Below are 24,585 nucleotides of genomic sequence, written 5' to 3' on the forward strand. Positions count from 1 at the left end.
CCGGACGTGCCGCGCGGTGACAGCACTCATCAACTGGCAATAACCGGAGCAAAAATGGCAATTCGTCAGGGCGCCGCGGACATGTGGACCAAGTCCTCGTACTCCACCGGGAACGGCGCATGCGTCGAGATCAAGTCACCGGTTCTCGCGGCCATGGCCGTACGGGACTCCAAGGTCGACGGGGGTCCGACGCTGGCCTTCCCCGCCGACTCGTGGAACGCGTTCGTGGCAGATGTCGCGCGGGGGGCGCACGACCTTCACTGATGCGGTTGGTTCACCTTTCACAACTCCATAAGCAGCACAGTGCAGTTCATGCACGACAAGCAGTGCAAGCAGTGCAAGCAGTGCAAGCAGTGCAAGCAGTGCAAGCATTTCAAGAAGAGCCCTCTCGACTGGCCCGCCGTCCTGGCCGAGGGGGCTCGGCTTGTGCCCGGCGCCGTACGCCGGCCGGTGCCTCATCCCACCGGGAACTCCACCGGGAACTCCACCGGGAACGCCACATCGCACACGGGATCCCCGGGCCCCGCCGCCGCCCAGTCCGCGAAGTACACCTCGCGGCACGGTCCGGCGTACCGCAGCCCCTGCGCGGCGACCCACTGCTCCACCGCCTCGAACGCGGCCAGGATCTGTGGATGCGCCACCTGCGCCTTGGTGATGCGGGCGTAGGCCAGCCGCCGGGCCGGTTCCACCCGGACCGCCGTCTGCCGGGCCCGCCCCTGCCGTGCGGCCCACGCCCGCGCCGCCGCCTCGTCCGCGACCGGTACGCAGGCCTCGGCCGGGCCGTCGCTCTCCATCGACACCTCGGCGTGGTAGACGACGAACGGTGCCGCGCTCACGCCGCCGCACTCCTTCGCGGCGACTTCAAGTCGCCCCAGGGAGGCGCCGATCCAGGCCGGCAACTCGTCCACGAGGGTGTGCCGGGTCTCGGTGATCAGCACCTGTTCCGGTACCTCGACCGTCTCGACCACGAACGTTCCGTACATCTCGGAGCTCCTCCCCGAAAGGCGTGCACGGAGGTACTCGGCGAGCGTGCGCTGCCCGGCGACCCGGGTCTCCACGTCCGTCCAGTACGCGGCGAGGAGATCGGCGGCGTCTGCCCCGTCGGCCTCCACCACCGAGGCGATCCGGGCCAGCGGCATGTCCAACTGCCGTAGCAGCGCCACGAGTCGGGCCCGCTCGACCTGGTCGGCGCGGTAGTGGCGGTAGCCGCTGACCTCGTCGACATGAGCCGGGGCCAGCAGCCCGAGCCGGTCGTACAGCCGCAGCGCCTTGGCCGAAAGCCGTGCCCGGGCCGCGAACGCGCCGATGGTCAGCAGGTCGTCGTCCACCCTCGCAGCCCCTTTTCCGGGTCGGCGCGCCCCTTTGGCTCGCTCGCCCTCCGTCACCGGGCGGTTTCTGTCCGCCCGGCGACCAGGACGCTCGGCCCTGCCCCAGGGGCAAGGTCAACACCTGCCTACGACAGTCCTAGGCGACGGCCGTCTCCACCGCCGCCACGACCTCCGCCGACTCCGGCTCGGTCTGCGGGGAGAAGCGGGCGAGCACCGTGCCGTCGCGGCCGATCAGGAACTTCTCGAAGTTCCAGCGGATGTCACCGGTGTGGCCCTCGCCGTCCGCGAAGCCCACGAGGCGGTCGTACAGCTCGTGCCGGCCGTCCCCGTTGACCTCGACCTTCTCGGTCAGCGGGAAGGTCACGCCGTACGTCGCCGAGCAGAACTCGGCGATCTCCTCGGCGCTGCCGGGCTCCTGCCCGAGGAACTGGTTGCAGGGCACGCCGAGCACGGTGAAGCCCTGCGCCGCGTACCGCTCCTGAAGCCGCTCAAGGCCCGTGTACTGGGGGGTCAGCCCGCACTTGGAGGCCACGTTCACCACGAGGACGGCCTTGCCCGCGTACTGCGAGAGGTCCGCCGAGCCGCCCGTGAGCGACCCGATCTCGACACCGAGGGGACCCGTGTTCTCTGTAGTCGTCATAACCGGATGCTAACTCCGGTAAATGTCGTTCTCCCCACGGGCCCATGAGCCTCTGTGCTCACGGGCCCCCATCCCTCTGTTCACGGGCCCCCACCCCCCTCTGCTCACGGGCTCGCACACCCCGGTACTCACAGCCCCGCCGCCTTCACCACGACCTCCCCCGCCGCCGTACGCGAATACAGCACCGACCGCCCCGCCCGCCGCCGCTCCACCAGCCCCGCGTCCAGCAGCACCCGCAGATGCCGCCCCACCGAGCCCAGCGCCTGCCCGGTCACGGCGGTCAGCTGGCTGGTGCTCATCGGTGACCCGAGCAGCATCAGCACGCCCGCCCGCGAGGGACCCAACAGCGCCCCCAGGCTCTCGGGCACCGCGCGCGGGCCGTGGTCGGCGAGGACGCCCGCGCACGGGTAGACGATGGCGTACCGGTCCGGCGCCTCCCACGACACCCACCCGCTCTTCGGCGTGACGGGCATGAGGAGCAGCTCCGCGCCGGAGACCTCCCGCGGCGGATTCGCGTGCAGATTGATCTGCAGCCGGCTCTCCCCGAGCCACCGCGTCCGCCCCGGCTGCAGGGTGTCCAGCACGGCCGCCCAGCCGCCCTGGCTCACCTGCGCGGTCCGGGCGACCACATCGGCCTCCAGGACCCGCCGGCGCCGAGCCCAGTACGGCCGTACGGTCTCCTCCCAGACGTACTCCAGGAGGCGGGCCGCCCGCTCGGGCAGATCGTCGCGTTCCAGGGCGGCGGGGAGCGGCCCGGCGAGCGAGACGCGGAGGTTGTCCCGCGCGTCCTCGGGCCGGGTCTCCCGCACCCGGGCGACGGTCTCGGCGAACGACTCCCGGTCCGTCTGCGTCGGACAGAAGAAGTCGGCGATCCAGGACCGCCCGAGCGCGGCCCGCACCAGCGCTCCGGTGGCCGGGTCGGCCGCCAACAGCGCCCGGTAGCCCGGCAGATGGTCCCGCAGCCACCCCTGCTCACCGGGGTGCGCGCCCACCCCCGCGTGCAGCAGTTTCAGCGCGGCGAAGGTCTCCGCGAACGACGACAGCACGAACCGGCTCCGCGCGAGGGTGTCCGCGTTGAGCTGCCACAACCCCATCCGCCCACCCCCGTGTTTCGCGTCCGCGCGAAAGAATAGGACCCCCGCCCACACCCCCGCAGACTCCGCGCATGCGCAGCTACCGCGAGCTCTTCCGCACCCCCGAATACACCCCGTTCTTCTTCTCCTTCGCCGCCCAGAACGCGGCCCTCACGATCAGCGGCCTGGCGCTCGCCACCCTCGTCTACAAGGCGACGGCCTCGCCCTTGCTGTCGGCCGTGAGCATGTTCGGCCCGCAGCTCGCCCAGATGCTGGGCGCGACCTTCTTCCTCTCGGGCGCCGACCGCCTGCCCCCACGGGTCACCCTGACCGGCATCAACACCGCCTTCGCCGTCTGTACGGTCCTGCTGGCACTCCCCGGCCTGCCGATCGGCGCGATCTTCGCCGTCGTGTTCCTCCAGGGCCTGATCGCCTCCCTGGGCGGCGGGGTGAGCGGCGGCCTGCTGAACGAGATCCTGCCCAAGAACGGCTACCTGCTGGGCCGTTCGGTCTTCAACATGGCCTCGGGCCTGATGCAGGTGACGGGCTTCGCGACGGGCGGAGCATTGCTGGCCCTGCTCTCTCCCCGTGTCTGTCTCCTCCTCGCGGCGGCGCTGTACGCGACGACGGCCCTGGTCCTCCGTCTCGGCCTGACCGCCCGCCCACCCCGCGCGGCGGGCCGCCCGTCGGTGGCCGCGACCTGGCGCACGAACGCCCTCCTGTGGTCCTCCCGCCCCCGCCGCCTCACCTACCTCGGCATGTGGGTCCCCAACGGCCTGATCGTCGGCTGCGAATCCCTCTACGTCTCCTACGACTCCGGGTCCGCGGGCGCGCTGTTCGCGAGCGCGGCACTGGGCATGTTCGTGGGCGACCTGACCCTGGGCCGCTTCGTCCCGCGTACCCTGCGCACCCGCCTGGACATCCCCCTCCGCCTCCTGCTGGCCACCCCGTACCTGTTCTTCGCCCTCCACCCGGGCATGCCCTGGGCCGCCCTGGCGGTCTGCGTCGCCTCCGTCGGCTACGGCGCGAGCCTCGTCCTCCAGGAACGCCTGATGGAACTCACCCCCGACGAACTGGCAGGCCACGCCCTCGGCCTCCGCTCCGCGGGCATGCTCACCATGCAGGGCGTCGGCGCGACCCTCGCCGGCACGGTCGCCCAACTCACCTCACCGGCAACGGCGATGACCTTGGTGGCCGTGGCGTCGGTAGCGGTGACCCTGGTGCTGGCGGTACTCGGCCGACAGGTGCGGGGGGAGATCCCGGAGGTGCAAACGGCTTGAGGGGAAGGGGCGTTGGGACGCCCGGCCGAACGGGCAGGAACCGTGCCGGGCGCCCCGTCTCCACCTGCACGCGGAGCGTGACGGGGTCGGCCTGGACCTGCGGTTCACCGATGTTCCGGGGCGGTTGTACCGGGGGAGGGCGATCCGTACTTTTCCGTAGCCACAGGCATCCTTGACAGCGTGCGTACTGTTTCGCGACGTTTGAGCCCTGCCGAACTGTTCGTGTCTCGTCGTACCTTGGGAGACGTAGGCAGGACGCGGACGACGCGTCGTGGGGGAAATGTGGGGGGACGGTCGCCCATGCGATCCATGCGATCCGCCGGCAAGGCGGACATCACGATCCACAGACCGGAGGAGCTCGGTACCACGCTCCGCCAGGCCTGGCACAAGGCGATGGACGAGTCGCCGGACTACGCGAACCCTTTCCTGGCACCGGAGTTCGCGGACGGCGTCGGCCGCCACCGCGGCGGCGCGCAGGTGGCGGTTCTGCACGAGGGCGGCGAGCCGGTCGGCTTCTTCCCGTACGAGCGCAACCCCGTCGGCGTCGGCCGGGCCATCGGCCTGGGCCTCTCCGACTGCCAGGCCCTGGTGCACCGGCCCGGTGTCACCTGGGACGTCCAGCAACTCCTGCGGGCCTGCGGCCTGTCGGTCTTCGAGTTCGACCATCTCGTCGAGGAACAGCAGCCGTTCGGCCGCCACGTCACCGGCACCTTCGCGTCCCCGGTGATCGACCTGAAGGACGGCGATGGCGAGGTCCCCTACCCGGAGTGGCTGCGCGGCGCGTACCCGGGTATCGCCAAGACGACCCTGAAGAAGGAACGCCGCCTCGGCCGCGACCTCGGCGAGATGCGCTTCGTGTACGACGAGCGCGACCCCGAGGTGCTGCACACCCTGATGCGCTGGAAGTCGGCCCAGTACCGCAGGACCGGCCGCATGGACCGTTTCGCGCGCCCGTGGATCGTGGACCTGGTGGACCACCTCTTCCGCGTCCGCGAGGAACACTTCACCGGCGTCCTATCGGTCCTCTACGCCGGTGACCGCCCCGTGGCGGCCCACTTCGGCCCGACGTCCCGCACGCTGTTCGCGGCCTGGTTCACGGCGTACGACCCCGAACTCCGGTACTACTCACCGGGGTTGATCATGCACCTCAGGATGGCCGAGGAGGCGGGCCGGCACGGTGTGCGCCTCATGGACCTGGGGCGCGGCGACAAGGAGTGGAAGGACTGGCTCAAGACCCGCGAACTGCGGGTCGGCGAGGGCTTCGCGACCCGCCCCCACCCGGTCGCCGCGGCCCACCGCCTGTGGCGCCGCCCGGTCCGCGGCCTGCGCAACACGGTCCTGGCCCACCAGCGCCTGCGCGAGCCGGCGGACCGCCTCCTCAAAACGGTGGGCACGCTGCGCACGACCGGCAAGGTGCCGCCGAAGAAGTGACGATGCGGCACGATCCATCGGCGAGGGGCCCCGGACCGGAAGGCCGGGGCCCCTTTCGCGCTCCGGGCCGGTCGGGTCGTGGGAGATCCGCCCCCGTCACCTGTACGACAGGCGGTCGTGGTAGACAACGCCGATGATGGTCGGGGCTGTTGATGCCCGGCCCGCGGGCGACCGCGCGACAACAGGAAGGGGCAACCCGTGCTTCTGAAGACCTTCCGCTGGTCGTTCGCGGTCACCGCGCTCGGCCTGGCCCTGGGAGTCTGGTACGGCGGCTGGACGGCGTTCGGGGTCATCGCGATCCTGGCCGTGCTGGAGATCTCGCTGTCGTTCGACAACGCGGTGGTCAACGCCGGGATCCTGAAGAAGATGTCCGCCTTCTGGCAGAAGATCTTCCTCACGGTGGGCGTCCTCATCGCGGTCTTCGGCATGCGGCTGGCGTTCCCGGTGGTGATCGTCGCGGTCACGGCGAAGCTCAATCCGTACGACGCGGTCAACCTGGCCCTGACCGACAAGGACCGCTACGAACAGCTGGTCACCGACGCCCACCCGGCGATCGCGGCCTTCGGCGGCATGTTCCTGCTGATGATCTTCCTCGACTTCATCTTCGAGGACCGGGACATCCAGTGGCTGCGCTGGATCGAGCGCCCGCTCGCCAAGCTCGGCAAGGTCGACATGCTGTCGGTCTGCATCGCCCTGATCGTCCTCCTCATCACCTCGTTCACCTTCGCGGCCCACGCCCACCAGCACGGCGGCGCGCATGCCGACAAGGCGCAGACGGTCCTGATCTCGGGCATCTCCGGCCTCATCACCTACATGATCGTCGGCGGCCTCTCGGGCTTCTTCGAGGACCGGCTGGAGGCGGAGGAGGAACGGGAGCGCGAGAGCGACCGCTCGGCGGTGGTCCTGGCCGGCCAGGCCGCGTTCTTCATGTTCCTGTACCTCGAAGTCCTGGACGCGTCCTTCTCCTTCGACGGCGTGATCGGCGCGTTCGCCATCACCAACGACATCGTCCTCATGGCCCTCGGCCTCGGCATCGGCGCGATGTACGTCCGCTCGCTGACGGTGTACCTGGTCCGCCAGGGCACCCTGGACGACTACGTCTACCTGGAGCACGGCGCCCACTACGCGATCGGCGCCCTGGCCGTGATCCTCATGGTCACCATCCAGTACCAGATCAACGAGGTCATCACCGGCCTGGTCGGCGTCGTCCTGATCGGGTGGTCGTTCTGGTCCTCGGTACGGCGCAACCGGGCGCTGGCGGAGGGGGAGGGGACGGCGGAGGCTGCGGATAGGGCGAGGGTTCCGTAGAGGGCTAGAGGGCTAGAGGGCTAGAGGGCTAGAGGGCTAGAGGGCTAGAGGGACAGGGGGCCAGGCAACTGGCTGCCGCTCGCCCGGTACTCCACGGTCAGTCGAACCAGATGACGAGCCGCACGTTCTCCGCGCCGTGGAGCCCGCCCAGCGTCCGCACGACCTCCCATGTGGGCGCCCAGTAGCTGCTGTCTCCCGCGACCGCGCGACGGCTGCGCGTGCCGGAACGGTCGGTCTCGTCCCAGTCGGCGTCGGCCAGTTCGTCCCCGGTGATCCAGGTGGCGCTGTGGACGTCGCCGGGCCCGCTGTACGCGGCGAAGGTGGCGCGCGTCTCGTCGGAGGCGTCCGCCGGCAGCCCCCGCCCCTTGGCCAGTGGCCGGAACCCGTAGGAGTTGCGCACCCCGAAGAGACAGGCGAGCGCGTCGTACGCGTTGCCGGTGTCGAGGACGGTCAGGTCGATCGCGCCCACCCAGACGGAGTCCTCGTCATCCACGCCCCAGATCCGGGCGCCCGGCCTGCACTCGATCATTCCGCTCACGTCGGTGGACATGCTCGGATTGTGGCGGGCGGGGGTGGGGGTTGTCCTGCGGGTTCACGGGGCTACGGCGATCACCGCACTCGGCGCGGACCCGGCACGGTGGCCTCCCATCCGAACCCCGAGGCATCGCGCGCGACCGAGCGGTGGAACGGCCACACCTGTTGTGTGACCTCGGGCAGGCGCCCGGCCGGTGAATCACCGTAATCCAGTGACTTCCTGTCACTGCGTCGGCGGCGAGGCTGGATGTGTCGCGGCAGGTCACTGCCGTGGCGTCATCAGTGGTCGGCGTTCGTCCGCGGACGGGGCGTGCCGGCCGGTCGAGCGCATGGCCGAGGAGACGTGGCATGGCTTTGGACAACGAGCAGATCGTCCGGCAGGCGCGCGAGGTCGCCGAGAAGATGGACATGGCCGGGTGGGCCGCGGCGTTCACCGAGGAGGGCACGTTCACCGACTCGTCCATCGGCGTCACCTGGAAGGGGCCGGCCGAACTCCCCACACAGGTCGAGAACTACCACCGGGCCTTCCCGGACATGCACCGCGAGCTGTTCCGGTTCTACTCCACCGGCAACATCGTGGTGGTCCAACCGGCGCTCCAGGGAACGCGTCTCGGCCCGCTGCACCTGCCCGCCGGAACGCTGCCGGCGACCGGCAAGCGCATCGACGCCCCGTGCTGCGACGTCTTCCCGCTGCCGGCCGGCGCCGAGACGATCGTGACCCGCTGCTCCTGGACCGCCCTGTTCAGGGCGTCCACCGGACCGTGCCGAAGGATCAGACCGGACTCTCCCCACCCCGGCACCCGGCCCGAACCCTCCACGGCGGGCCGGTCGATCAGCGCGCGCTCCAGGGGATCAGTCCGGCCGATCACGCCGGGACCGGAGAGCGGAAGGCCGACTCCAGGCTGTCGCCGGTCGGCGAGGTACGGACATCCGTGCCGTGTCTCCGCCGAGACGACAAAGACCCTCCCGTCCACCGGACGGAAGGGCCTCTGAGCAAGCCTGCGCGAACAACCACCGCGCTGTGCCCTCGGCAGGATTCGAACCTGCGACACCGGCTTTAGGAGAGCCGTGCTCTATCCCCTGAGCTACGAAGGCGGGACGGATCGCCCCGGAAGGCGGTCCAGGACAGGGTAGCGGATCCGGGGAGCCGGTTCGGTGGGGAGGGCAGGGCGCGGACGGGCAGGGCAGGCGGGAACGGCGGGCGAGGCGGGGCGCGGACGGGCAAGGCGGGGCGGTCACCGGGCTCAGGACGCCGACACCCGCGTGAAGCGCCCCGCAACCCGCACATCCGCCTCGATCGCGCTCGCCGTGGCCGTCAGTTCGGGGAGGATGTCCCGGACGTACTCCTCGACCGTTCGGCCGGTCACATGGGTCGCCGTGTTCAGGGCGGCGACCACCCTGCCCGTACGGTCCCGGATCGGTACGGCGATCGAGCGCAGGCCCGCCTCCAACTCCTCGTCCACCAGGGCGTATCCCTGCGAACGGACCGTGTCCAGCGCCGCCGCCAGCGCCACCGGGTCGGTCAGCGTGCGGGGGGTCAACGCGTGCAGCTCACCCAGGGCGGAGCGTTCCGCGGGCGGGGCGTCCGCCAGGAGCACGCGCCCCAGTGCCGTCGCGTACGCCGGGAACCGTGTACCCACCGCGATGTTCACGCTCATCACCCGGCTCGTGGCGACCCGGGCCGTGTACTGGACGTCGTCGCCGACGAGGATCGCGAGGGACGCCGACTCGTGGATGCGGGAGGCGAGGGCGGTGAGGTGGGGGAGTGCCAGGTCGGGGAGGGTCGTACGGGAGAGGGGCGGGAAGCCGAGGGACAGCACCCGGGGTGTGAGGGCGAAACGGCGGTCGCCGGAGGTGGTGATCAGGCCCAGGTGCTCGTACGTGATCAGGGCCCTGCGAGCTGTCGCCCGTGCCAAGCCGGTCGCCTGGGCGACCTCCGTGAGGGTCAGTTCGGCGCGGCCCTCGCCGAACGCCGTCAGGACCGTCAGCCCGCGGGCGAGGGACTCGACGAACTCCCGCCCGAGCTCCTGCTTGGATGCCCCCGTCCAGGTCGCGAGTCCGGAGGGGGCGGCGACCAACTCGCCCCGCGGAGTCTCGCGCAGGTCCGCCGCCAGGTCCTCCTCCATCGTCCGCACCGCCGAACGCAGCCTGGGCAGAAGGGAGTTGCGCAGATCCTCCGCCGTGTGCCGGCTCGTATGGCTGACGACGCTCGCCACGCACGCGATCGTGCCGGTACGGGGATCCCGCACCGGCACGGACACCGCCACCAGCCCCGGTTCGATCAACTGGTCGTCCAACGCCCAGCCGTCCTGGCGCACTTGGGCGACCCGGCGCTCGAAGTCGGGCCCGGGCGACGACCGTTCGGGAACGGCCGGAAACCCCTGGTCCGCCGGATCGACAGCCCGCCGCTCCCGCCACCGCCGCCACTCCAGGTCCGTCCACTCCGTCGCGAACAGCGGTCCCGGCGCGGTGCGTTCGGCGGGGAGCAGGTCGCCGATGCGGAAGCTGAGGGACATCGCGCGGCGGCGGGTGGCCTGGTGGATGAACCGGATGCCGTCCCGGTCGGCGACCGCGAGCGACACCGACTCGTCCAGCTCGTCGGCCAGGGCGTCCGCGCGGGCGTCCAGGACGGAGGGCAGGCGCAGGGCGGCGAGATAGGCGTTGCCCAGCTCCATGACCCGAGGGGTGAGAACCGCGTCCCGCCCGTCGAGACGGACGTACCCCATGCGCGCGAGCGTCGCGGTGATCCGGTCGACCGTGGAACGGGCCAGCCCCGTGGCCCGTTCGAGCCCACTGAGGCTCAACATCCCGCCCGCATCGGTCAGTTGACGCACCACCGCGACCCCGCGGATCAACGGCGCGACCGCCTCCGCGGGCACGACGACAGCAGGATCGACCAGCGCGAGGTCAGCGGCGTCAGTGGGCATCGACTCTCCGGTACGGCAATCTCGACAGCCCTACGGTAAGCCCGAGGCGCCGTGGCCCTCGTCGCCGACGGCGCTGCGGTGGCCGGGGCCGGACCTTCACCGCCGCGACAGTTCTCCGATGGGCCCGTACCCGGCACCCGCACCGCAGGAGGCCCAACGCCGCCTCGCGCCCGGTGCACTTCATCTCCGGCGAACCCGCGACACCGGCTTCAGGAGAGCCGTGCTCCCTCCACCGAGCCGCGCCCCCGCGCGCCCCGCCTGCCACGCTCGCCTACTTCTACGCCCGCCCCTCCCCTCCCCCTCGACCCCCGCCCCCTACCGCGTCCGCGTAACCGTCACCCGATAGTCCCCCGCCGCATCCGCCCCCGTCACCGCCACCCGGATTCCCCTCCCCGGGTCGTTGAAGCTCTCGCCCGCCGTGAACGGGGCGTCCGACAGTTCGGCGTGGACGTTGGGGCTTCGGGTGCAGCCGCCGCTGTCCCGGTGGGCGTCGTAGACCTTCACCGGGCCCATGCCCGTGTCCACGTCCGCCTCGACCTTGTAGATGAGGACGCCGGGGCGGCACACCGCCTCGTCGTTGCCCTCGCGGGTGCGCAGTTCCAGGGCGTAGCCCGTGCGTCGGGTGAGGGGGACGAAGACCAGGCGGGTGCCGTCGGTGCCGGGGTGTTCCAGGGGGGTCAGGGTGTACTCCGAAGTGCCTCTGCTCATCGCGCAGTTGACCTGGGACGGGTCCAGCCAGCCGAGTTTCCACTTGTGCCAGCCGAGGAGGTCGTTGTCGGCGCCCCAGTCCTCGCTCATGATGTCCCAGTGGCCGACCGCGCCCCCGCCCTCCTGGGTGTAGAGGTCGGGCAGCCCGAAGACGTGGCCGTTCTCGTGGGGGAGGACGCGGTATCCGGTCTGGGAGTACGAGCCGGAGCCGTCGTCCTGGCGGGAGTAGACGAAGGACGCGTTGGAGACGGGAACGCCGTCCGCGACCGGGGCCTCCGTGTTGCCGGCGAACGTCACCGACAGGACCGTGTCCAGGGCGGAGGGGCCCGCGTTCGGGGTGACCAGGACGTTCAGGAGGTCGTACTGGCGGAAGTCCACCGTCGGGTCGGCCGCGGCCACGATGTCCTGGACGAGCTGCCGGTACCCGGGGTCGAAGGGCGCGCCGCGCTCTATGCCGTAGGACCTGAAGGGCTTGGGCATACGGAGCCAGTGGGTGACCGGGGTCTTTGGGCGGTAGTCGAGGCGGCCGTAGGAGCTGGTGGCGAACCACTCCTGGGTCTTGGGGAAGAACTCGCGGTACCGGTCCATGGCCGTTCCCTCGCCGGGGGCGTCGGAGAAGTCGACCATCAGGGTCAGGGCGTGGACCGTGCCGGTGGAGCGGGAGTAGCCGCCCGGGGTGGGGATGCCCTCGGACATCTGGACGTCCAGGGGGCCGTTGATCATGCAGGGGCCGAGTGCGGAGGTACGGGCGAGCGCGACCGGGCCCGCCGCCGTCATGGTGCCCGGGGTGAGGTGTCCGGTGCCGGCCGAGGTGCTGACCGCGAGGGTCAGGACGGTCACGGACGCGAGGGCGGCCACGCGGCGCGGGCGTATCCGACGGCTGGGCTGCATGCAGGGACCCTTCGCGCCAACGGCAGCCGCCGGTCTCCGGCTGCACCCTTTCGATCACCCTGTGTCGTGTGCCGCGAGGGCGCGCGCTGGAGGAGACCGACCGTGTGTTTCTCGCTGGTAGGGGGCCGAACGGGGAGCCCCGCGGGAGCGCCGGGCGAAGATCCAAACCGGGATTCGGGTGAATGTGACTCAGGTCACATCAGAACAATCGCGGAGGTGGAAATAACCGGGGAGCGTCTCCCCGTTTAGCCATGTGTCCGAGCGAAACGGGGAGTGCTTCCCCGGATCGCCCCAGCAGTCCAAGACCTTCAGGAGTACGCCGTGACGACCGCGACCCCCGTACAGCGAAAGGTGACCCGGCCGCGCGCCGACGCTTTGCGCAACCGGGAGCGGATCGTCACCGCCGCCCGTGAGATGTTCGTCGAGTTCGGCCCCGATGTGCCGCTCGACGAGATCGCCCGCCGGGCCGGCGTCGGCAACGCAACGCTTTACCGCAACTTCCCGGACCGTGACGCCCTCGTTCGCGAGGTCGTGGTCTCGGTCATGGACCGTACGGCGGAGGCCGCCGAGCGGGCGCTCAACGAGACCGGCGACGCCTTCGCCGCTCTGGAGCGCTTCGTGCACGTCTCCGCGGACGAGCGGATCAGCGCACTGTGCCCGATGATCGCCAGCACCTTCGACCAGTTCCACCCGGACCTGGAAGCCGCGCGCAAGCGGGTCGAGGAGCTCATCGACGAGGTCATGGAACGGGCCAGGAGGGCCGGGCAGCTCCGGTCCGACGTGGGAGTCGGCGATCTGATGGTCGCCGTGGCCCAGCTCAGCCGGCCCCCGGCCGGCACCGGCTGCCTCAGCGCCGACCGCTTCGTACACCGACACCTGCAGCTGTTCCTGGACGGACTGCGGGCCCCGGCCCGCTCGGTCCTGCCCGGCACCGCCGCGACCATGGAGGATCTCCGGCAGCCCTGACCGATTAGTTCAGCGCTTCACCTCAGTCCCAACTCCGACACCAAGCTCCCGGCAGGCGCCGCGGAACCGGCGACAAGCCGTCCCCGAAGACACCCTTTTTCCGTCACGAAGTCCCGAAGTGGGTACCACCATGTCTGAAACAGCTCGAAGCGCCCCAGGCGCTCTCGACAAGGCCTCCGAGGCCGCCGAGCACGAAGCCCATGCCAACCGCTGGAAGGCGCTCGCGTTCATCGCGCTCGCCCAGCTGATGGTCGTGCTCGACGCGACCATCGTGAACATCGCCCTCCCGTCCGCCCAGACCGACCTGGGCATCTCCGACGGCAACCGGCAGTGGGTCGTCACGGCCTACGCCCTCGCCTTCGGTGGTCTGCTGCTCTTCGGCGGTCGTATAGCCGACCTGTGGGGGCGCAAGCGCGCCTTCGTCGTCGGTCTGACCGGCTTCGCCGCCGCGTCCGCGCTCGGCGGTGTCGCCACCACCGGCGCCATGATGTTCGGCGCCCGTGCCCTCCAGGGCGCGTTCGGCGCACTGCTCGCACCCGCCGCGCTCTCCCTGCTCGCCGTGATGTTCACGGACGCCAAGGAACGCGCCAAGGCGTTCGGCATCTACGGCGCGATCGCCGGTGGCGGCGGCGCCGTCGGCTTCATCCTCGGCGGCGTGCTGACCGAGTACCTGGACTGGCGCTGGACGTTCTTCGTGAACATCCCGTTCGCGATCGTCGCCGCGCTCGGCGCGTACTTCGTCATCCGCGAGCCGGAGGGCGGCCGCAACCGCAACCCGCTCGACATCCCCGGCGTGCTCCTGTCGACCCTCGGTCTGGTCTCGCTCGTCTACGGCTTCACCCGCGCCGAGACCGACGGCTGGGGCGACTCCTCCACCATCGCGCTCTTCATCGCGTCGGCGGTCCTGCTGGTCTCGTTCGTGATCGTCGAGTCCAGGGTCAAGGCCCCGCTGCTGCCGCTGCGCGTGATCACCGACCGTAACCGCGGCGGTATCTACCTCTCGCTCGGCATCGCCATCATCGCGATGTTCGGCACGTTCCTCTTCCTCACCTACTACCTGCAGGTCGTGAAGGGCTTCACGCCCATCAAGACCGGCTTCGCCTTCATGCCGATGATCGTCGGCATGATGGTCGGCTCGACCCAGATCGGCACCCGGCTGATGACCCGCCTGCCGGCCCGTCTGCTGATGGGCCCCGGCTTCCTGGTCGCCGCGGTCGGCATGCTCCTGATGACGCAGCTGGAGATCGGCTCGTCGTACGCCTCGATCATCCTGCCCGCGATGCTGCTGCTCGGTCTCGGCATGGGTACGGCGTTCATGCCCGCCATGTCCCTGGCCACCCTGGGCGTCGAGCCCCGGGACGCGGGTGTCGCCTCCGCGATGGTCAACACCTCGCAGCAGGTGGGCGGCGCGATCGGTACGGCCCTGCTGAACACGATCGCCGCGTCCGCGACGACCGCGTACATCAAGGACCACATCGCCGGCGCGGGCACCTCCAAGACCCAGCAGCAGCTCGTCGCGCTGCAGGGCCAGGTGCACGGCTACACCAACGCCATCTGGTTCGCCGTCGGCATGCTGGTGGCGGCCGCGGTCATCGTCTCGGTCCTCGTCAACGCGGGCAAGCAGGGTTCCGACCCGGTCGCCTCCGGTGACGACGTCGAGGACGAGTTCAGGATCCCGGTCGTCGCCCACTGACGACGCCCGGCCGGTCGTACCCCCTTCGCACCATCCGTGCCTACGGGGAAGGGGACGCCCCGTAGGCACGACTCCCAGGAACTTCCCTGGTACTCCGTTGAGTTGAGCGGCTCAGCGGAGCCAGGGCAGATCCGCGCCCGCATCGTTCGGCTGAAGTCCCTCGGTGACGATCTCCATGATCTCGCCGAGGGACTTCTGCTGTTCCGGGGTCAGCCGCGCGAACAACGCCTGCCGTACGGCGGCCACATGACCCGGCGCGGTCCGGCGGAGCACGCCGTAGCCCTCGTCCGTCAGCACCGCGAACTGGCCGCGCTTGTCGGAGGGGCAGTCCTCGCGGCGCACCCAGCCGTTCTTCTCCAGGCGCGCGATCGCGTGCGAGAGCCGGGAACGGGTGATCTTCGCGTTCATGGCCAGCTCGGTCATCCGCAGCCGGCGGCGCGGGGCCTCGGCGAGCTGCACGAGAAGGCCGTAGTAGATGTGCGGCATGCCCGCGTCGCGCTGCAGCTGGCGGTCCAGATGGTCCTCCAGGAGGGTGCTGGCGTGCATGTAGAAACGCCAGACGCGCTGCTCCTCGGCGGTGAGCCAGCGGGGTTCGTCGGAGGGTGCCGCCGCGTCAGCGGGTGCGGGTGCCGTGTTCATGCACTCCACTGTACGAGAGCCCTCCTTGAACGTTAAACAAACGAGGCGTAAGCTGCGTTTCAGGGAATTTGAGAGTTCAAGCATAGGGAGTGACCGTCATGTCCACCGCCGCACCGGAGCGCATGCCCGCCCTCTATCTCAGCCACGGCGCCCCGCCCCTCGCGGACGACCCGATCTGGCCCGGCGAACTCGCCGCCTGGTCCGCCGATCTCCCCCGCCCCAAGGCGATCCTCATGGTCTCCGCCCACTGGGAGGAGGCCCCCCTCGCCCTCGGCGCGGTCGACCCCGTCCCGCTGGTCTACGACTTCTGGGGCTTCCCCGAGCACTACTACCAGGTTCGCTACGACGCCCCGGGCGCCCCCGAACTCGCCGAGTCCGTACGGAAGTTGCTGCGCGCCCCGGGTATCCCCGTCCAGGACGTCCCGGACCGCGGCCTCGACCACGGGGCGTACGTCCCGCTCGTCGAGATGTTCCCGGCGGCCGACATCCCGGTCCTCCAGGTGTCCATGCCGACCCTCGACCCGGCGAAGCTGATGGACATCGGCCGCAAGCTCGCCCCGCTGCGCGACGAGGGCGTCCTGATCGTCGGCTCCGGCTTCTTCACCCACAACCTGGCCGCGCTGCGCCACACCGGCGGGGGAGTGCCCACCTGGTCCTCCGAGTTCGACGACTGGGGCAGGCGCGCGCTGGAGTCCCGGGACTGGGACGGCCTGCTGGACTTCCTCCACAAGGCACCGGCCGGGCGCTACGCCCATCCGCGCACCGAGCACTTCGCCCCGCTGTTCGTCGCGATGGGCGCGGCGGAGGCGGCCGGCGAGCTGGATGCGCGGGAGTCCGTGAACCCGTCCGTGATCGACGGGTTCTGGATGGGGATGGCGAAGCGGTCGGTGCAGTTCGGCTGACCCGCCCGGACCCGCGCACTCCTGGAGCTACAACTCCCGTTCGTACCAGGCGACATCCCAGTAGCGGCCGAACTTGCGGCCCACCTCCCGGTGGACGCCGATGTGCCGGAACCCGAAGCGTTCATGCAGCCGCGTGGACGCTTCGTTGGGCTGTGCGATGCCCGCGTACGCCCGGTGCACGTCCTCGTCCGCCAGGGCCTCGAACAGGGCTTTGTAGAGCAGTGTGCCGATGCCCCGGCCGCCCGCGTCGGGGGCGAGGTAGACCGTGACCTCGACCGAGGTCGCGTAGGCCGGCTTCGCCCGGTAAGGGCTGGATGTGGCGTAGCCGAGGATTCGCTGTGAGTTTCCTTGGAAGGTCCCGTCCACGGCAACCTTCAGGCGGTATGGCCCGTCTTCAGGGTGGGAGAGCAGCCAAGGGCGACGCTCCTGCGGTGTGAAGGGGACGGTGTCGAAGGTGATCGGGGTCTCGCGCACGTAGTGGTTGTAGATGTCCGTGAGGGCGTCGAGGTCACGCTCGACTCCCGCCCTGACCTGCGCCTCTGTACGTTCCGACGGCATCGTTACCCCCTTGTGGCCGGACAGGGTACTGCAAGATCAGAAAAATAGGGGACCAGGTTGGGAATTCTGTCCGGATTCCAGTCGTTGTTTCCATCAGATGCAGGGCACACGAGAAGAGTCACCGGACAAGTGCCACAGCATCGGACGAACACCTGCTGACCCGCCCCCAGTGCCAAAGGGCCTGGGGGGACCCCCATTCGCAAGGGAGCACGCATGGCAACCCGTGCCGTCGCCCGTCGTAAGTCCGCCTCCGGCGAGACCTCCGGCGTGGCGCGCAGTGTTCGCGCCCATGGCGGCGAGATCGCCGACCGCGACCTGGTCGGCATGTATCTCGACGAAATCGCGCGCACACCGCTGCTCGACGCCGCCAAGGAAGTCGAGCTTTCGCAGACCATCGAAGCGGGCGTGTTCGCGCGCCAGGTCCTTGAGGGCGAGGAGAAGTCCCAGGCGGACGCCACCCGCGCCGAGCTCGAAGCCCTGGTCGCCGAAGGGGAGCGTGCCAAGGACGTCTTCATCCGTTCCAACCTCCGCCTGGTCGTGGCCGTGGCCCGCCGTTACCCCCGTAGCGGCCTGCCCCTCCTCGACCTGGTCCAGGAGGGCAACGCGGGCCTGGTGCGCGCGGTCGAGAAGTTCGACTACCGCAAGGGCTTCAAGTTCTCGACGTACGCGACCTGGTGGATCCGCCAGGCCATCACCCGCTCCATCGCCGACCAGTCCCGGACCATCCGCCTGCCCGTCCACCTCGTGGAGGAGCTGGGCCGGATCCGCCGGGTGCAGCGCGAGTTCAACCGCAAGAACGGGCGGGAGCCCGAACACGCGGAGATCGCCGCCGAGTTGGAGTCGACCCCGGAGCGCGTGACCAACGTCCTGGACTGGGCCCGTGACCCGGTCTCGCTGAACATGTCGGTGGACGACGACGGCGACACGCAGTTCGGTGACCTCCTGGAGGACACCTCCGCGGTCTCGCCCGAGCAGTCCGTCATGACCCTGCTGCGCAGCGAGGAACTGGACGACCTGATCGGCCGCCTCGACCAGCGCACGGCCTCCATCATCAAGATGCGGTACGGCATGGAGGACGGCCGGGAGCGCACGCTCACCGAGGTCGGCAAGGAGCACGGCCTCACGCGCGAGCGCATCCGCCAGATCGAGAAGCACGCACTGCTGGAACTGAAGAAGCTGGCCAGCCAGACCGGCTTCGACGCGGCTGCGTAAGAGGCCGTGAGCGGTCGTGAGCGTGCCGGGGGCGCGAGTCCCCGGCCTCCGGCCCGGTGGACGCGGGGGCGCGTACGAACGAGGTACGCGCCGTACCGCGTACGCCTGGTGGCGGGAGGCCGCGCGAACATGGCCGTGTAACGCCGCTTCAAGCTGCTGGGCCCTGGGAACAAGACTTCAGAGCCCAGGAGTTCGGGTCCGGGGCCACGCCCCGAGATCCTCCGAGCCAAGTCCCGACGCACCACCCCCCCCGGCGCCGGGACTCTCCCGAACCGGGCTTCGGCGCCTGTCCCCCCAGGCGTCGGGGCCCGGTTCTCCTCGTTCGAGGGACGGGCGGGGCGCCGGCAGGCAGGGACGGCGGGGCACCCCGTACCTGAACCCCGGGGTGGCCCGCCGAATGGCAGATTGTGCCACATCGGCATAGCCTGCCGATGTGAGCAGCCCCACCCCAGCACCGGATTCCACCCCGGCCTCCCCCGCTGCCCCCTCGGCCTCCTCCGCACCGCTCTCGCTGACCGAGCGGCGCAAGGCCGAGACCCGGATGGAGATCGCCCGGGCCGCGGCCGGACTCTTCGTGCGACACGGGCTGCGGGCCACCCGCGCCGAGGACATCGCCCAGAGCGCGGGCATCGCCCCCCGCACCTTCTACCGCTACTTCGCCACCAAGGAAGAGGCCGTCGCCCCGCTCTACGCGGCGGGCGCCCAGCGCTGGGTGGAGGCGGTCCGCGCGGCCCCGGCCGCACTGTCGGTACCGGAGGCCCTGGAACACGGGGTCCGCCACACGCTGACCCCCGGGGTGGGAGTCTCCGTCAACTCCTGGACCTGGGTCCGCACGTTGATCGGCATGGCCGAATCCAGCCCCGCCCTGCGCCGGGTGTGGGCGGAGGTCTACCAGGCCTCGGAACGCACCCTGGGCGAGATCCTGGCGGAACGCCTCACCAAGGGCGACGACACCGACGCCGACCCGGCTCCGCCCGTGCCGTCCCCCGAGGTGCGCTTCGCCGCCGCCGTGGCAAGTGCCGCCGTACGGACGGCTGTTGAGGGGTGGGCGTCCGGGGAGGGCCGGGGGAGTCCGGTGGAACCGGCGCTGCGGAATCTGCGGGCGTTGCGGGACTTTCCCTGGGGGGAGCTGGGGGCGGAACGGGGCACGACGGGACGGGGCGCTGTGTGAAGTCCGCTCACGCCCCCCCGGAGGCTCACGCCTGCGGCTCGCCCCCATTGACCGCCCGGCTCAACCGTTCCCCCAACTCCCTTACGTACGTCACCAGTTCCTCCGGCTCGTGCACCGTGAACTCGCAGCCCAGCATGGCCAGTCGTACGGCCAGCCAGTCCACCGCGTCGCCGGTCGTGGCGTGCAGGCGGCAGCTGTGCTCGTCGAGCGGCTCCGGGGTGCCGAGCCAGGCGGGGATGCGGGCCGCGACGACGTCGGCGGGGGCGGCGAAGGTGACGGCGTACTCGTACGTCTCCTGACGCCGGTGCATCGACTGCCGTAGGTACTCCGCCGCGCTTCCCGTCGGCAGCTCGCGCGGGGTGAACCGCGCCCCGGTCGCGAAGGGTTGGCTCACCCGGTCCACCCGGAAGGTCCGCCAGTCCTCGCGGTCGAGGTCGTAGGCGACGAGGTACCAGCGCCGGCCGGTCGAGACGAGGCGGTACGGCTCCGTCCGGCGGTGGGACTCGGTGCCGTCCTTGGCGCGGTAGGCGAAGCGCAGCCGCTCGCGGCCGGCGACCGTGGAGGCCATGACGGTCAGCGTCTCGGGGGCGATGCTCGCGCCGTCGCCACTGGTCAGCGGAGTGGTGGCGGCCTGGAGGGTGGCGACCCGGTGCCGCAGCCGCGAGGGCAGTACCTGTTCCAGCTTCGCCAGCGCCCGTACGGAGGCCTCGTCCACGCCCTCGACCGCGTGCCCGGCGCCCGCGCGCAGGCCGACCGCGATCGCCACCGCCTCCTCGTCGTCCAGCACCAGCGGGGGCATCGCCTTGCCCGCGACGAGCCGGTAGCCGCCGTCGGAGCCGAGCGTCGCCTGCACGGGGTAGCCGAGTTCGCGGAGCCGGTCGATGTCCCGCCGGACCGTGCGCCGGGACACCCCGAGCCGGCCGGCCAGCTCGCCGCCGGGCCACTCGCGGGGCGTCTGGAGGAGCGAGAGGAGCTGGAGGAGCCGGGCCGGGGTGTCCGTCGTCATGAGCCCTCCGTCGTAGTCATGAGCTCTCCGTCGTCGTCATGGATTCGAGGATGTCGTAGAACTAGGACACGATCTGACCTAATGAGGTCATAGCTTCAAGCCATGACCTCCACCGAAACCCTTGTCGACAGCCCGACGGACGTGGCGGACCCGGTACGCACCGGTGACCGGCGTCGCTGGTTCGCCCTCGCGATCGTGATGACCGCGGCCTTCATGGACCTCGTCGACGTCACGATCGTCAATGTCGCGATCCCGTCGATCCAGCGGGACGCGGGCGCCTCCTTCGCCCAGATCCAGTGGATAACGGCCGGTTACGCGCTCGCCTTCGCCGCCGGGCTGATCACCGGCGGGCGGCTCGGTGACATCTACGGCCGTAAGCGGCTGTTCCTCCTCGGGATCGGCGGCTTCACGCTCGCCTCGGCGCTGTGCGGCCTCGCCGCGAACCCGGAGATGCTGGTCGCCTCGCGCATCCTCCAGGGCGGGATGGCGGCGATGATGGTGCCGCAGGTGCTGTCGATCGTGCACGCGACCTTCCCGGCGCACGAACGGGGCAAGGTGTTCGGGCTGTTCGGCGCGATCGTCGGCCTGGGCGCGGTCTCGGGCCCGCTGCTCGGCGCGCTGCTCACCGAGTGGAACCTCTTCGGTCTCGAATGGCGCCCGATCTTCCTGATCAACCTGCCGGTGGGGATCGCCGGCCTGATCCTCGGCAGCCGTTTCATCACCGAGTCGAAGGCGCCGCGCGCCCTGAAGCTGGACCTCGTCGGCGTCGCCCTGGTCACCCTCGGCCTGCTGATGCTGCTCTATCCGCTCACCCGGGGCGACGAACTGGGCTGGCCCGCCTGGGGGTTCGTGTCGATGTCCGGCTCGATCGGGGTCTTCTCCGCGCTGGTGGCGTACGAGAAGCGGAAGGCCGCGCGGGACGGTTCGCCGCTCGTCGAGCTGTCGCTGTTCGAGGTGAAGAGCTTCGCGGTGGGCATCGCCGTACAGACGGTCTTCGGCATCGGGCTCGGCATCTTCTTCCTGGTCTGGACGCTGTACATGCAGATCGGGCTGGGCTGGAGCCCGCTGCGGGCGGGGCTGACCGGCGTACCGTTCTCGATCGCGGTCTCGGTGGCGGCCGGGATGTCCGTGCAGAAGCTGGTGCCGCGGCTCGGCGGACGCAATGTGCTGCAGACCGGCGCGCTGGTGATGGTCGTGGGCGTGCTGCTCTACCTCTGGGAGGCGGACCGGTACCAACTGTCCATCGCCTCCTGGCAGATGGCGCTCCCGCTCGTCGTGATGGGCGCCGGCATGGGCCTGATCTTCGCCCCGCTGACCGACACGATCCTCTCCGAAGTGCCGCGCGAGCACGCGGGTTCGGCGTCCGGACTCATCAACACCGTTCAGCAGATGGGCAACGCGCTCGGACTCGGGCTGGTGTCGGTGGTCTTCTTCGGCTCGATCGGCGACCGGCTGACCCCGGCGCAGGTGGGCCCGGCGTTCGTGAACGCCTTCCAGAACGCGCTGGGTTGGGTGGCCGCGGTGCTGGGCTTGATCTTCCTGCTGATGTTCGCGCTGCCGGGGCGGGCGGCGGGGCGGGCGGCCAAGGAGGCTGCACAGAACGGGAGTTGACGCCGCCCGCCGCCGCACGAGATGTCGTACGACAGCGCCCCGCCCCGAGGCAGTACGGGGGCGGGGCGCTCGACGTGAACCGCCGGACGATGGCGTACGCCGGTGCGTGGGGGGAGGCGTACGCCGGGAAGATGGGACGGCGCGGGCAGCGTCGAATGTCGCGCTGTGTAGTGGATGGGTTGCTTACGGAGTGAACAGTCCGGCTCCGTGGCGGCCTGTGCGCCCAACTCGCCGGGACTGTAAGGAAATTGACGGAGTGGGAGATGGCGACGGTAAGGGCGGGGTGGAAGGGGCCGGGTGATGATGACCTTATCCACTAGTCGATATTTTGCTGTGTGCTGCGGTGAACCCCGGCTTTCCCGGCGGTAATCCGTTCCCCGTGTTGATCGACGGTATTTATTTCCGAATCGGACTGCCTCTCGGAAGGGAATTCCTGAGGCGCCGGTCAGTCAATTCTTCGGGTGCCCCGTCGGTCGATCGGATCGCAGGTCCGGTGGGGGCGTGTTGGCGGAATCTGTTTGGTCTTGAGCGATGGCTGCCATGTGAGGGTGCTGTCACACCCCTCTCGGGATGGGGGCGGTCCCGCTTTCATGTCTGCAAAAGGGATAAAGCGTGCAGTCGGGTGGGATGTCCCGACGGCGTGTGCGGGAGGGTGTGCTGTCGGTGACGGCCCCGGGTGGCGGTTGCTGCTGGCCATCCGGTGGCGGAGCGGCCTTGTCGCCCGATGGGGAGTGACCCAAAGGCCGGTCGTGGTGTTTACTGGGCAGCGGTCTGATCCCTGACGGGTCCGGGCCTTTCCGGGAGGTCCTGGGGGTGGTGCCCCGGGGCCTCTCGTCTTTGCCGCCGGTTTGTGTGGGCGTCATATGTCGCTCACCGGAGAAGTGTCCCGACGCGCCTCTGAGAAGGTGCGGACCGCGAGGATAACCGGTTTGGTAATTGCGAAATTGGTAGTCACTTTTCCGTCCGGACTACGTGTGTTCGTCAGTGGCGAAGCCCCGCTGTGAGGGGTTTCGGGCCATGATCACTATTCGTCGCGGTACCTTCGGAATCGCGACTGGCTCTTCTATCGCAACGAGCGGTACCGTTCTGTCTCGCTCAACTGTTTTCCCCCGGCCTCACCACCCGGGCGCTGCCGCACCTCCCGGAGAGGGAGGCCGGACCCGTCACCCGTGACCCCGCTGACCGGCGGGGCCGCAGAGCTTCAACAGAACAGAGAAAGGGACTCAGACCCCAATGCGTACCGTGACACATCGTCACCACCCCGCGCTTCACGGCGCGTACGCCGGGACATGCGCCGCCGCGGCCTTCGGAGCCGGGGAGTGAGGATGCTCGCGACCGACGACACCGCGCCGCCGATCGACCTTCTTCATGGGTGCGAGAGCAAGCCCCCGGGCAGCTTTCTGCGGTGTCTGGACACGGAGGACTGGCGCGCTCTGCTGGAGGCCGGTCTGCGCAGTCGTGGCTTCGCGCGGGACGAGCCCCTGCCGATCGGACCGGACGACCGGAACATCTACATCATCTGGGACGGTGTCGTACGTCAGGACCGCTTCCCGCTCGGCGAGGGGGAACATGTCCCCACCATCACGCGGTTCCGGGGCCGCGGCCAACTGGTCGGCGAGGCCAAGCTCGTCACCTCCGGCTCCGCCGTCCTCACCAGGTGCCTGGCCGAGACCGTGGCCATTCCCTGCCGCGCCCGCTACTTCAACGCCCTGCTCGGTAAGTGGCCCGACATCCGACTCGCCCTCCTGCGCAGCCTCGAAGACCGCAACCGCAGCGACGAACTCGTCTACGACATGGCTGCCCGGCCGCCCCTGGAGCGTGTCAGCAGGCTTCTGGCGCACCTCGCCGACACCGTCGGTTCCCCCGGCCCGAGGGCAGGCTCCACCACCATCACCGGCCCGAGTCAGAAGGACCTCGCCGCGGCCCTCCAACTAGCCGTCTCCACCACGGAGAACGCGATCCGGACCCTGCGCTACCACGGGATCATCGAAGCCCGGTACCGCCGGTTCGTCGTGCACGACGTCGACGCGCTGCGTCACCTCGCCGCCGGGAACTGACACCGCCCGGCGTGCCGGACCCCCCACCCCGGCGCACCGGCCTGTCCGCCGCTCACGCTCCGCCCCCGAACGGATCACCGCATGATGACCAGCACCACCACGCTGGCGATCGGTACCAGTGCCGGCACCCTTCTCCTGACCACCGCCTCCGCCCTCGTCACAGGTCTCTTCGCCGGGTTGTCCCACCGGCACCAGAGACGGCTCTTCGCCTGGATGCGGAAGGTCCGCCGCAAGGACGAGACGAACACCGACTTCGACAAGCCGGCCGAATGGCTCGGCGACCTCTACAAGGCGCAGTGCGGCCTCACCCGGAAGCCCTGCGTCGTCGACGACTTCGCGGAGATCTTCTCGATCGGCAACATGATCGAGGGCATCACCGACCACACCGAGGCACTCCGCCTCGAACTGACGAAGGTGGTCGAGTGCGTGAAGGGCTATGTCGCCACCGCCCTGCCCGACCCCGGCCCCGTCACGCGCATCACCGTTCCGTACCACCGTGCCCAGCTCACTCTCGCCATGCGTCAAGAAGCCGCCCGGGGCGAACTGGTACGCGCCATCCTCGCCGCCCAGAAGAGGATCAAGGACCTGCGCCGCGCCTGACGGCACACCGCAAGGCGCCCCCGAGAAGACACCGGACGACACACCCCAAA

The 24,585-nt window shown here is 70.2% G+C and carries 22 protein-coding genes and 1 tRNA gene; 13 read left to right on the forward strand and 10 right to left on the reverse strand.

Features of this window, described 5'->3' with window-relative positions; all coding sequences use genetic code 11:
* The first annotated feature begins 54 nt into the window (after positions 1-54).
* Positions 55-264: a DUF397 domain-containing protein gene (locus OG226_RS28880; RefSeq protein WP_327403331.1), complete on the forward strand. Its 210-nt coding sequence runs from the start codon at positions 55-57 to the stop codon at positions 262-264.
* Between the two features lie 191 nt (positions 265-455).
* On the opposite strand, the gene OG226_RS28885 is transcribed toward OG226_RS28880, so the two are convergent.
* From OG226_RS28885 to OG226_RS28895, 3 genes are all read right to left on the reverse strand, one after another.
* Positions 456-1,328 carry a MerR family transcriptional regulator gene (locus OG226_RS28885; RefSeq protein ID WP_329350478.1) on the reverse strand — a complete coding sequence of 291 codons (873 nt, stop codon included), beginning with the start codon at positions 1,326-1,328 and terminating at the stop codon, positions 456-458.
* Between the two features lie 136 nt (positions 1,329-1,464).
* Positions 1,465-1,968: a glutathione peroxidase gene (locus OG226_RS28890; RefSeq protein WP_033287308.1), complete on the reverse strand. Its 504-nt coding sequence runs from the start codon at positions 1,966-1,968 to the stop codon at positions 1,465-1,467.
* Between the two features lie 128 nt (positions 1,969-2,096).
* A complete protein-coding gene (locus OG226_RS28895; protein WP_329350479.1) occupies positions 2,097-3,062 on the reverse strand; it encodes an ArsR/SmtB family transcription factor in 966 nt (321 codons plus the stop codon).
* Positions 3,063-3,133: 71 nt separating this feature from the next.
* Here OG226_RS28895 and OG226_RS28900 point away from each other — a divergent pair, with 71 nt between their 5' ends.
* The 3 genes from OG226_RS28900 to OG226_RS28910 all read left to right on the forward strand — a co-directional run bounded on the left by OG226_RS28900 (position 3,134) and on the right by OG226_RS28910 (position 7,060).
* The gene (locus OG226_RS28900) at positions 3,134-4,321 is read left to right on the forward strand and encodes an MFS transporter (RefSeq protein ID WP_329350480.1); all 1,188 of its coding nucleotides are present in this window, start codon (positions 3,134-3,136) and stop codon (positions 4,319-4,321) included.
* A 309-nt stretch (positions 4,322-4,630) separates the two neighbouring features.
* Positions 4,631-5,752 carry a GNAT family N-acetyltransferase gene (locus OG226_RS28905; RefSeq protein ID WP_403589033.1) on the forward strand — a complete coding sequence of 374 codons (1,122 nt, stop codon included), beginning with the start codon at positions 4,631-4,633 and terminating at the stop codon, positions 5,750-5,752.
* 198 nt (positions 5,753-5,950) lie between these two features.
* Complete coding sequence (locus OG226_RS28910; protein ID WP_329350481.1) at positions 5,951-7,060, forward strand: DUF475 domain-containing protein; 1,110 nt, start codon at positions 5,951-5,953, stop codon at positions 7,058-7,060.
* Between the two features lie 97 nt (positions 7,061-7,157).
* Here OG226_RS28910 and OG226_RS28915 read toward each other — a convergent pair whose 3' ends face one another.
* Positions 7,158-7,610: a hypothetical protein gene (locus OG226_RS28915; protein WP_329350482.1), complete on the reverse strand. Its 453-nt coding sequence runs from the start codon at positions 7,608-7,610 to the stop codon at positions 7,158-7,160.
* 332 nt (positions 7,611-7,942) lie between these two features.
* On the opposite strand from OG226_RS28915, the gene OG226_RS28920 reads away from it, so the two are divergent.
* A complete protein-coding gene (locus OG226_RS28920) occupies positions 7,943-8,587 on the forward strand; it encodes a nuclear transport factor 2 family protein (RefSeq protein WP_329350483.1) in 645 nt (214 codons plus the stop codon).
* A gap of 29 nt (positions 8,588-8,616) precedes the next feature.
* On the opposite strand, the gene OG226_RS28925 is transcribed toward OG226_RS28920, so the two are convergent.
* From OG226_RS28925 to OG226_RS28935, 3 genes are all read right to left on the reverse strand, one after another.
* Positions 8,617-8,689, reverse strand: a tRNA-Arg gene (locus OG226_RS28925).
* Positions 8,690-8,838: 149 nt separating this feature from the next.
* The gene (locus tag OG226_RS28930; protein ID WP_328682524.1) at positions 8,839-10,521 is read right to left on the reverse strand and encodes an IclR family transcriptional regulator domain-containing protein; all 1,683 of its coding nucleotides are present in this window, start codon (positions 10,519-10,521) and stop codon (positions 8,839-8,841) included.
* A 315-nt stretch (positions 10,522-10,836) separates the two neighbouring features.
* Positions 10,837-12,120, reverse strand: coding sequence for a M6 family metalloprotease domain-containing protein (locus OG226_RS28935; RefSeq protein ID WP_328682525.1), 1,284 nt, complete (start codon positions 12,118-12,120; stop codon positions 10,837-10,839).
* 321 nt (positions 12,121-12,441) lie between these two features.
* Between OG226_RS28935 and OG226_RS28940 the strand changes: the two genes are divergently transcribed.
* Together OG226_RS28940 and OG226_RS28945 are read left to right on the forward strand one after the other, a co-directional pair.
* A complete protein-coding gene (locus OG226_RS28940; RefSeq protein ID WP_328682527.1) occupies positions 12,442-13,086 on the forward strand; it encodes a TetR/AcrR family transcriptional regulator in 645 nt (214 codons plus the stop codon).
* A 130-nt stretch (positions 13,087-13,216) separates the two neighbouring features.
* Positions 13,217-14,779 (forward strand): MFS transporter, encoded by a 1,563-nt coding sequence (locus OG226_RS28945; protein ID WP_328682528.1) that lies wholly within the window; start codon positions 13,217-13,219, stop codon positions 14,777-14,779.
* 111 nt (positions 14,780-14,890) lie between these two features.
* Here OG226_RS28945 and OG226_RS28950 read toward each other — a convergent pair whose 3' ends face one another.
* The gene (locus tag OG226_RS28950; RefSeq protein ID WP_329350484.1) at positions 14,891-15,418 is read right to left on the reverse strand and encodes a MarR family winged helix-turn-helix transcriptional regulator; all 528 of its coding nucleotides are present in this window, start codon (positions 15,416-15,418) and stop codon (positions 14,891-14,893) included.
* Positions 15,419-15,516: 98 nt separating this feature from the next.
* Between OG226_RS28950 and OG226_RS28955 the strand changes: the two genes are divergently transcribed.
* A complete protein-coding gene (locus OG226_RS28955) occupies positions 15,517-16,320 on the forward strand; it encodes a DODA-type extradiol aromatic ring-opening family dioxygenase (protein WP_033285688.1) in 804 nt (267 codons plus the stop codon).
* A gap of 27 nt (positions 16,321-16,347) precedes the next feature.
* On the opposite strand, the gene OG226_RS28960 is transcribed toward OG226_RS28955, so the two are convergent.
* Positions 16,348-16,878 (reverse strand): GNAT family N-acetyltransferase, encoded by a 531-nt coding sequence (locus tag OG226_RS28960; RefSeq protein WP_329350485.1) that lies wholly within the window; start codon positions 16,876-16,878, stop codon positions 16,348-16,350.
* Positions 16,879-17,091: 213 nt separating this feature from the next.
* On the opposite strand from OG226_RS28960, the gene OG226_RS28965 reads away from it, so the two are divergent.
* Both OG226_RS28965 and OG226_RS28970 read left to right on the forward strand, forming a co-directional pair.
* Positions 17,092-18,090 carry a sigma-70 family RNA polymerase sigma factor gene (locus tag OG226_RS28965; RefSeq protein WP_328682534.1) on the forward strand — a complete coding sequence of 333 codons (999 nt, stop codon included), beginning with the start codon at positions 17,092-17,094 and terminating at the stop codon, positions 18,088-18,090.
* A 433-nt stretch (positions 18,091-18,523) separates the two neighbouring features.
* Positions 18,524-19,261, forward strand: coding sequence for a TetR/AcrR family transcriptional regulator (locus OG226_RS28970; protein ID WP_443044804.1), 738 nt, complete (start codon positions 18,524-18,526; stop codon positions 19,259-19,261).
* A gap of 25 nt (positions 19,262-19,286) precedes the next feature.
* On the opposite strand, the gene OG226_RS28975 is transcribed toward OG226_RS28970, so the two are convergent.
* Entirely contained in the window at positions 19,287-20,267 is a 981-nt protein-coding gene (locus OG226_RS28975) for a helix-turn-helix transcriptional regulator (RefSeq protein WP_328682537.1), read from the reverse strand.
* A gap of 102 nt (positions 20,268-20,369) precedes the next feature.
* Here OG226_RS28975 and OG226_RS28980 point away from each other — a divergent pair, with 102 nt between their 5' ends.
* The 3 genes from OG226_RS28980 to OG226_RS28990 all read left to right on the forward strand — a co-directional run bounded on the left by OG226_RS28980 (position 20,370) and on the right by OG226_RS28990 (position 24,535).
* Positions 20,370-21,878: an MFS transporter gene (locus OG226_RS28980; protein ID WP_329350486.1), complete on the forward strand. Its 1,509-nt coding sequence runs from the start codon at positions 20,370-20,372 to the stop codon at positions 21,876-21,878.
* A 1,325-nt stretch (positions 21,879-23,203) separates the two neighbouring features.
* Positions 23,204-23,935: a Crp/Fnr family transcriptional regulator gene (locus OG226_RS28985; RefSeq protein WP_329350487.1), complete on the forward strand. Its 732-nt coding sequence runs from the start codon at positions 23,204-23,206 to the stop codon at positions 23,933-23,935.
* An 81-nt stretch (positions 23,936-24,016) separates the two neighbouring features.
* The gene (locus tag OG226_RS28990; protein WP_328682544.1) at positions 24,017-24,535 is read left to right on the forward strand and encodes a hypothetical protein; all 519 of its coding nucleotides are present in this window, start codon (positions 24,017-24,019) and stop codon (positions 24,533-24,535) included.
* Positions 24,536-24,585: the final 50 nt, after the last annotated feature.

It is taken from the genome of Streptomyces sp. NBC_01261, assembly GCF_036226385.1.
GTDB lineage: Bacteria > Actinomycetota > Actinomycetes > Streptomycetales > Streptomycetaceae > Streptomyces.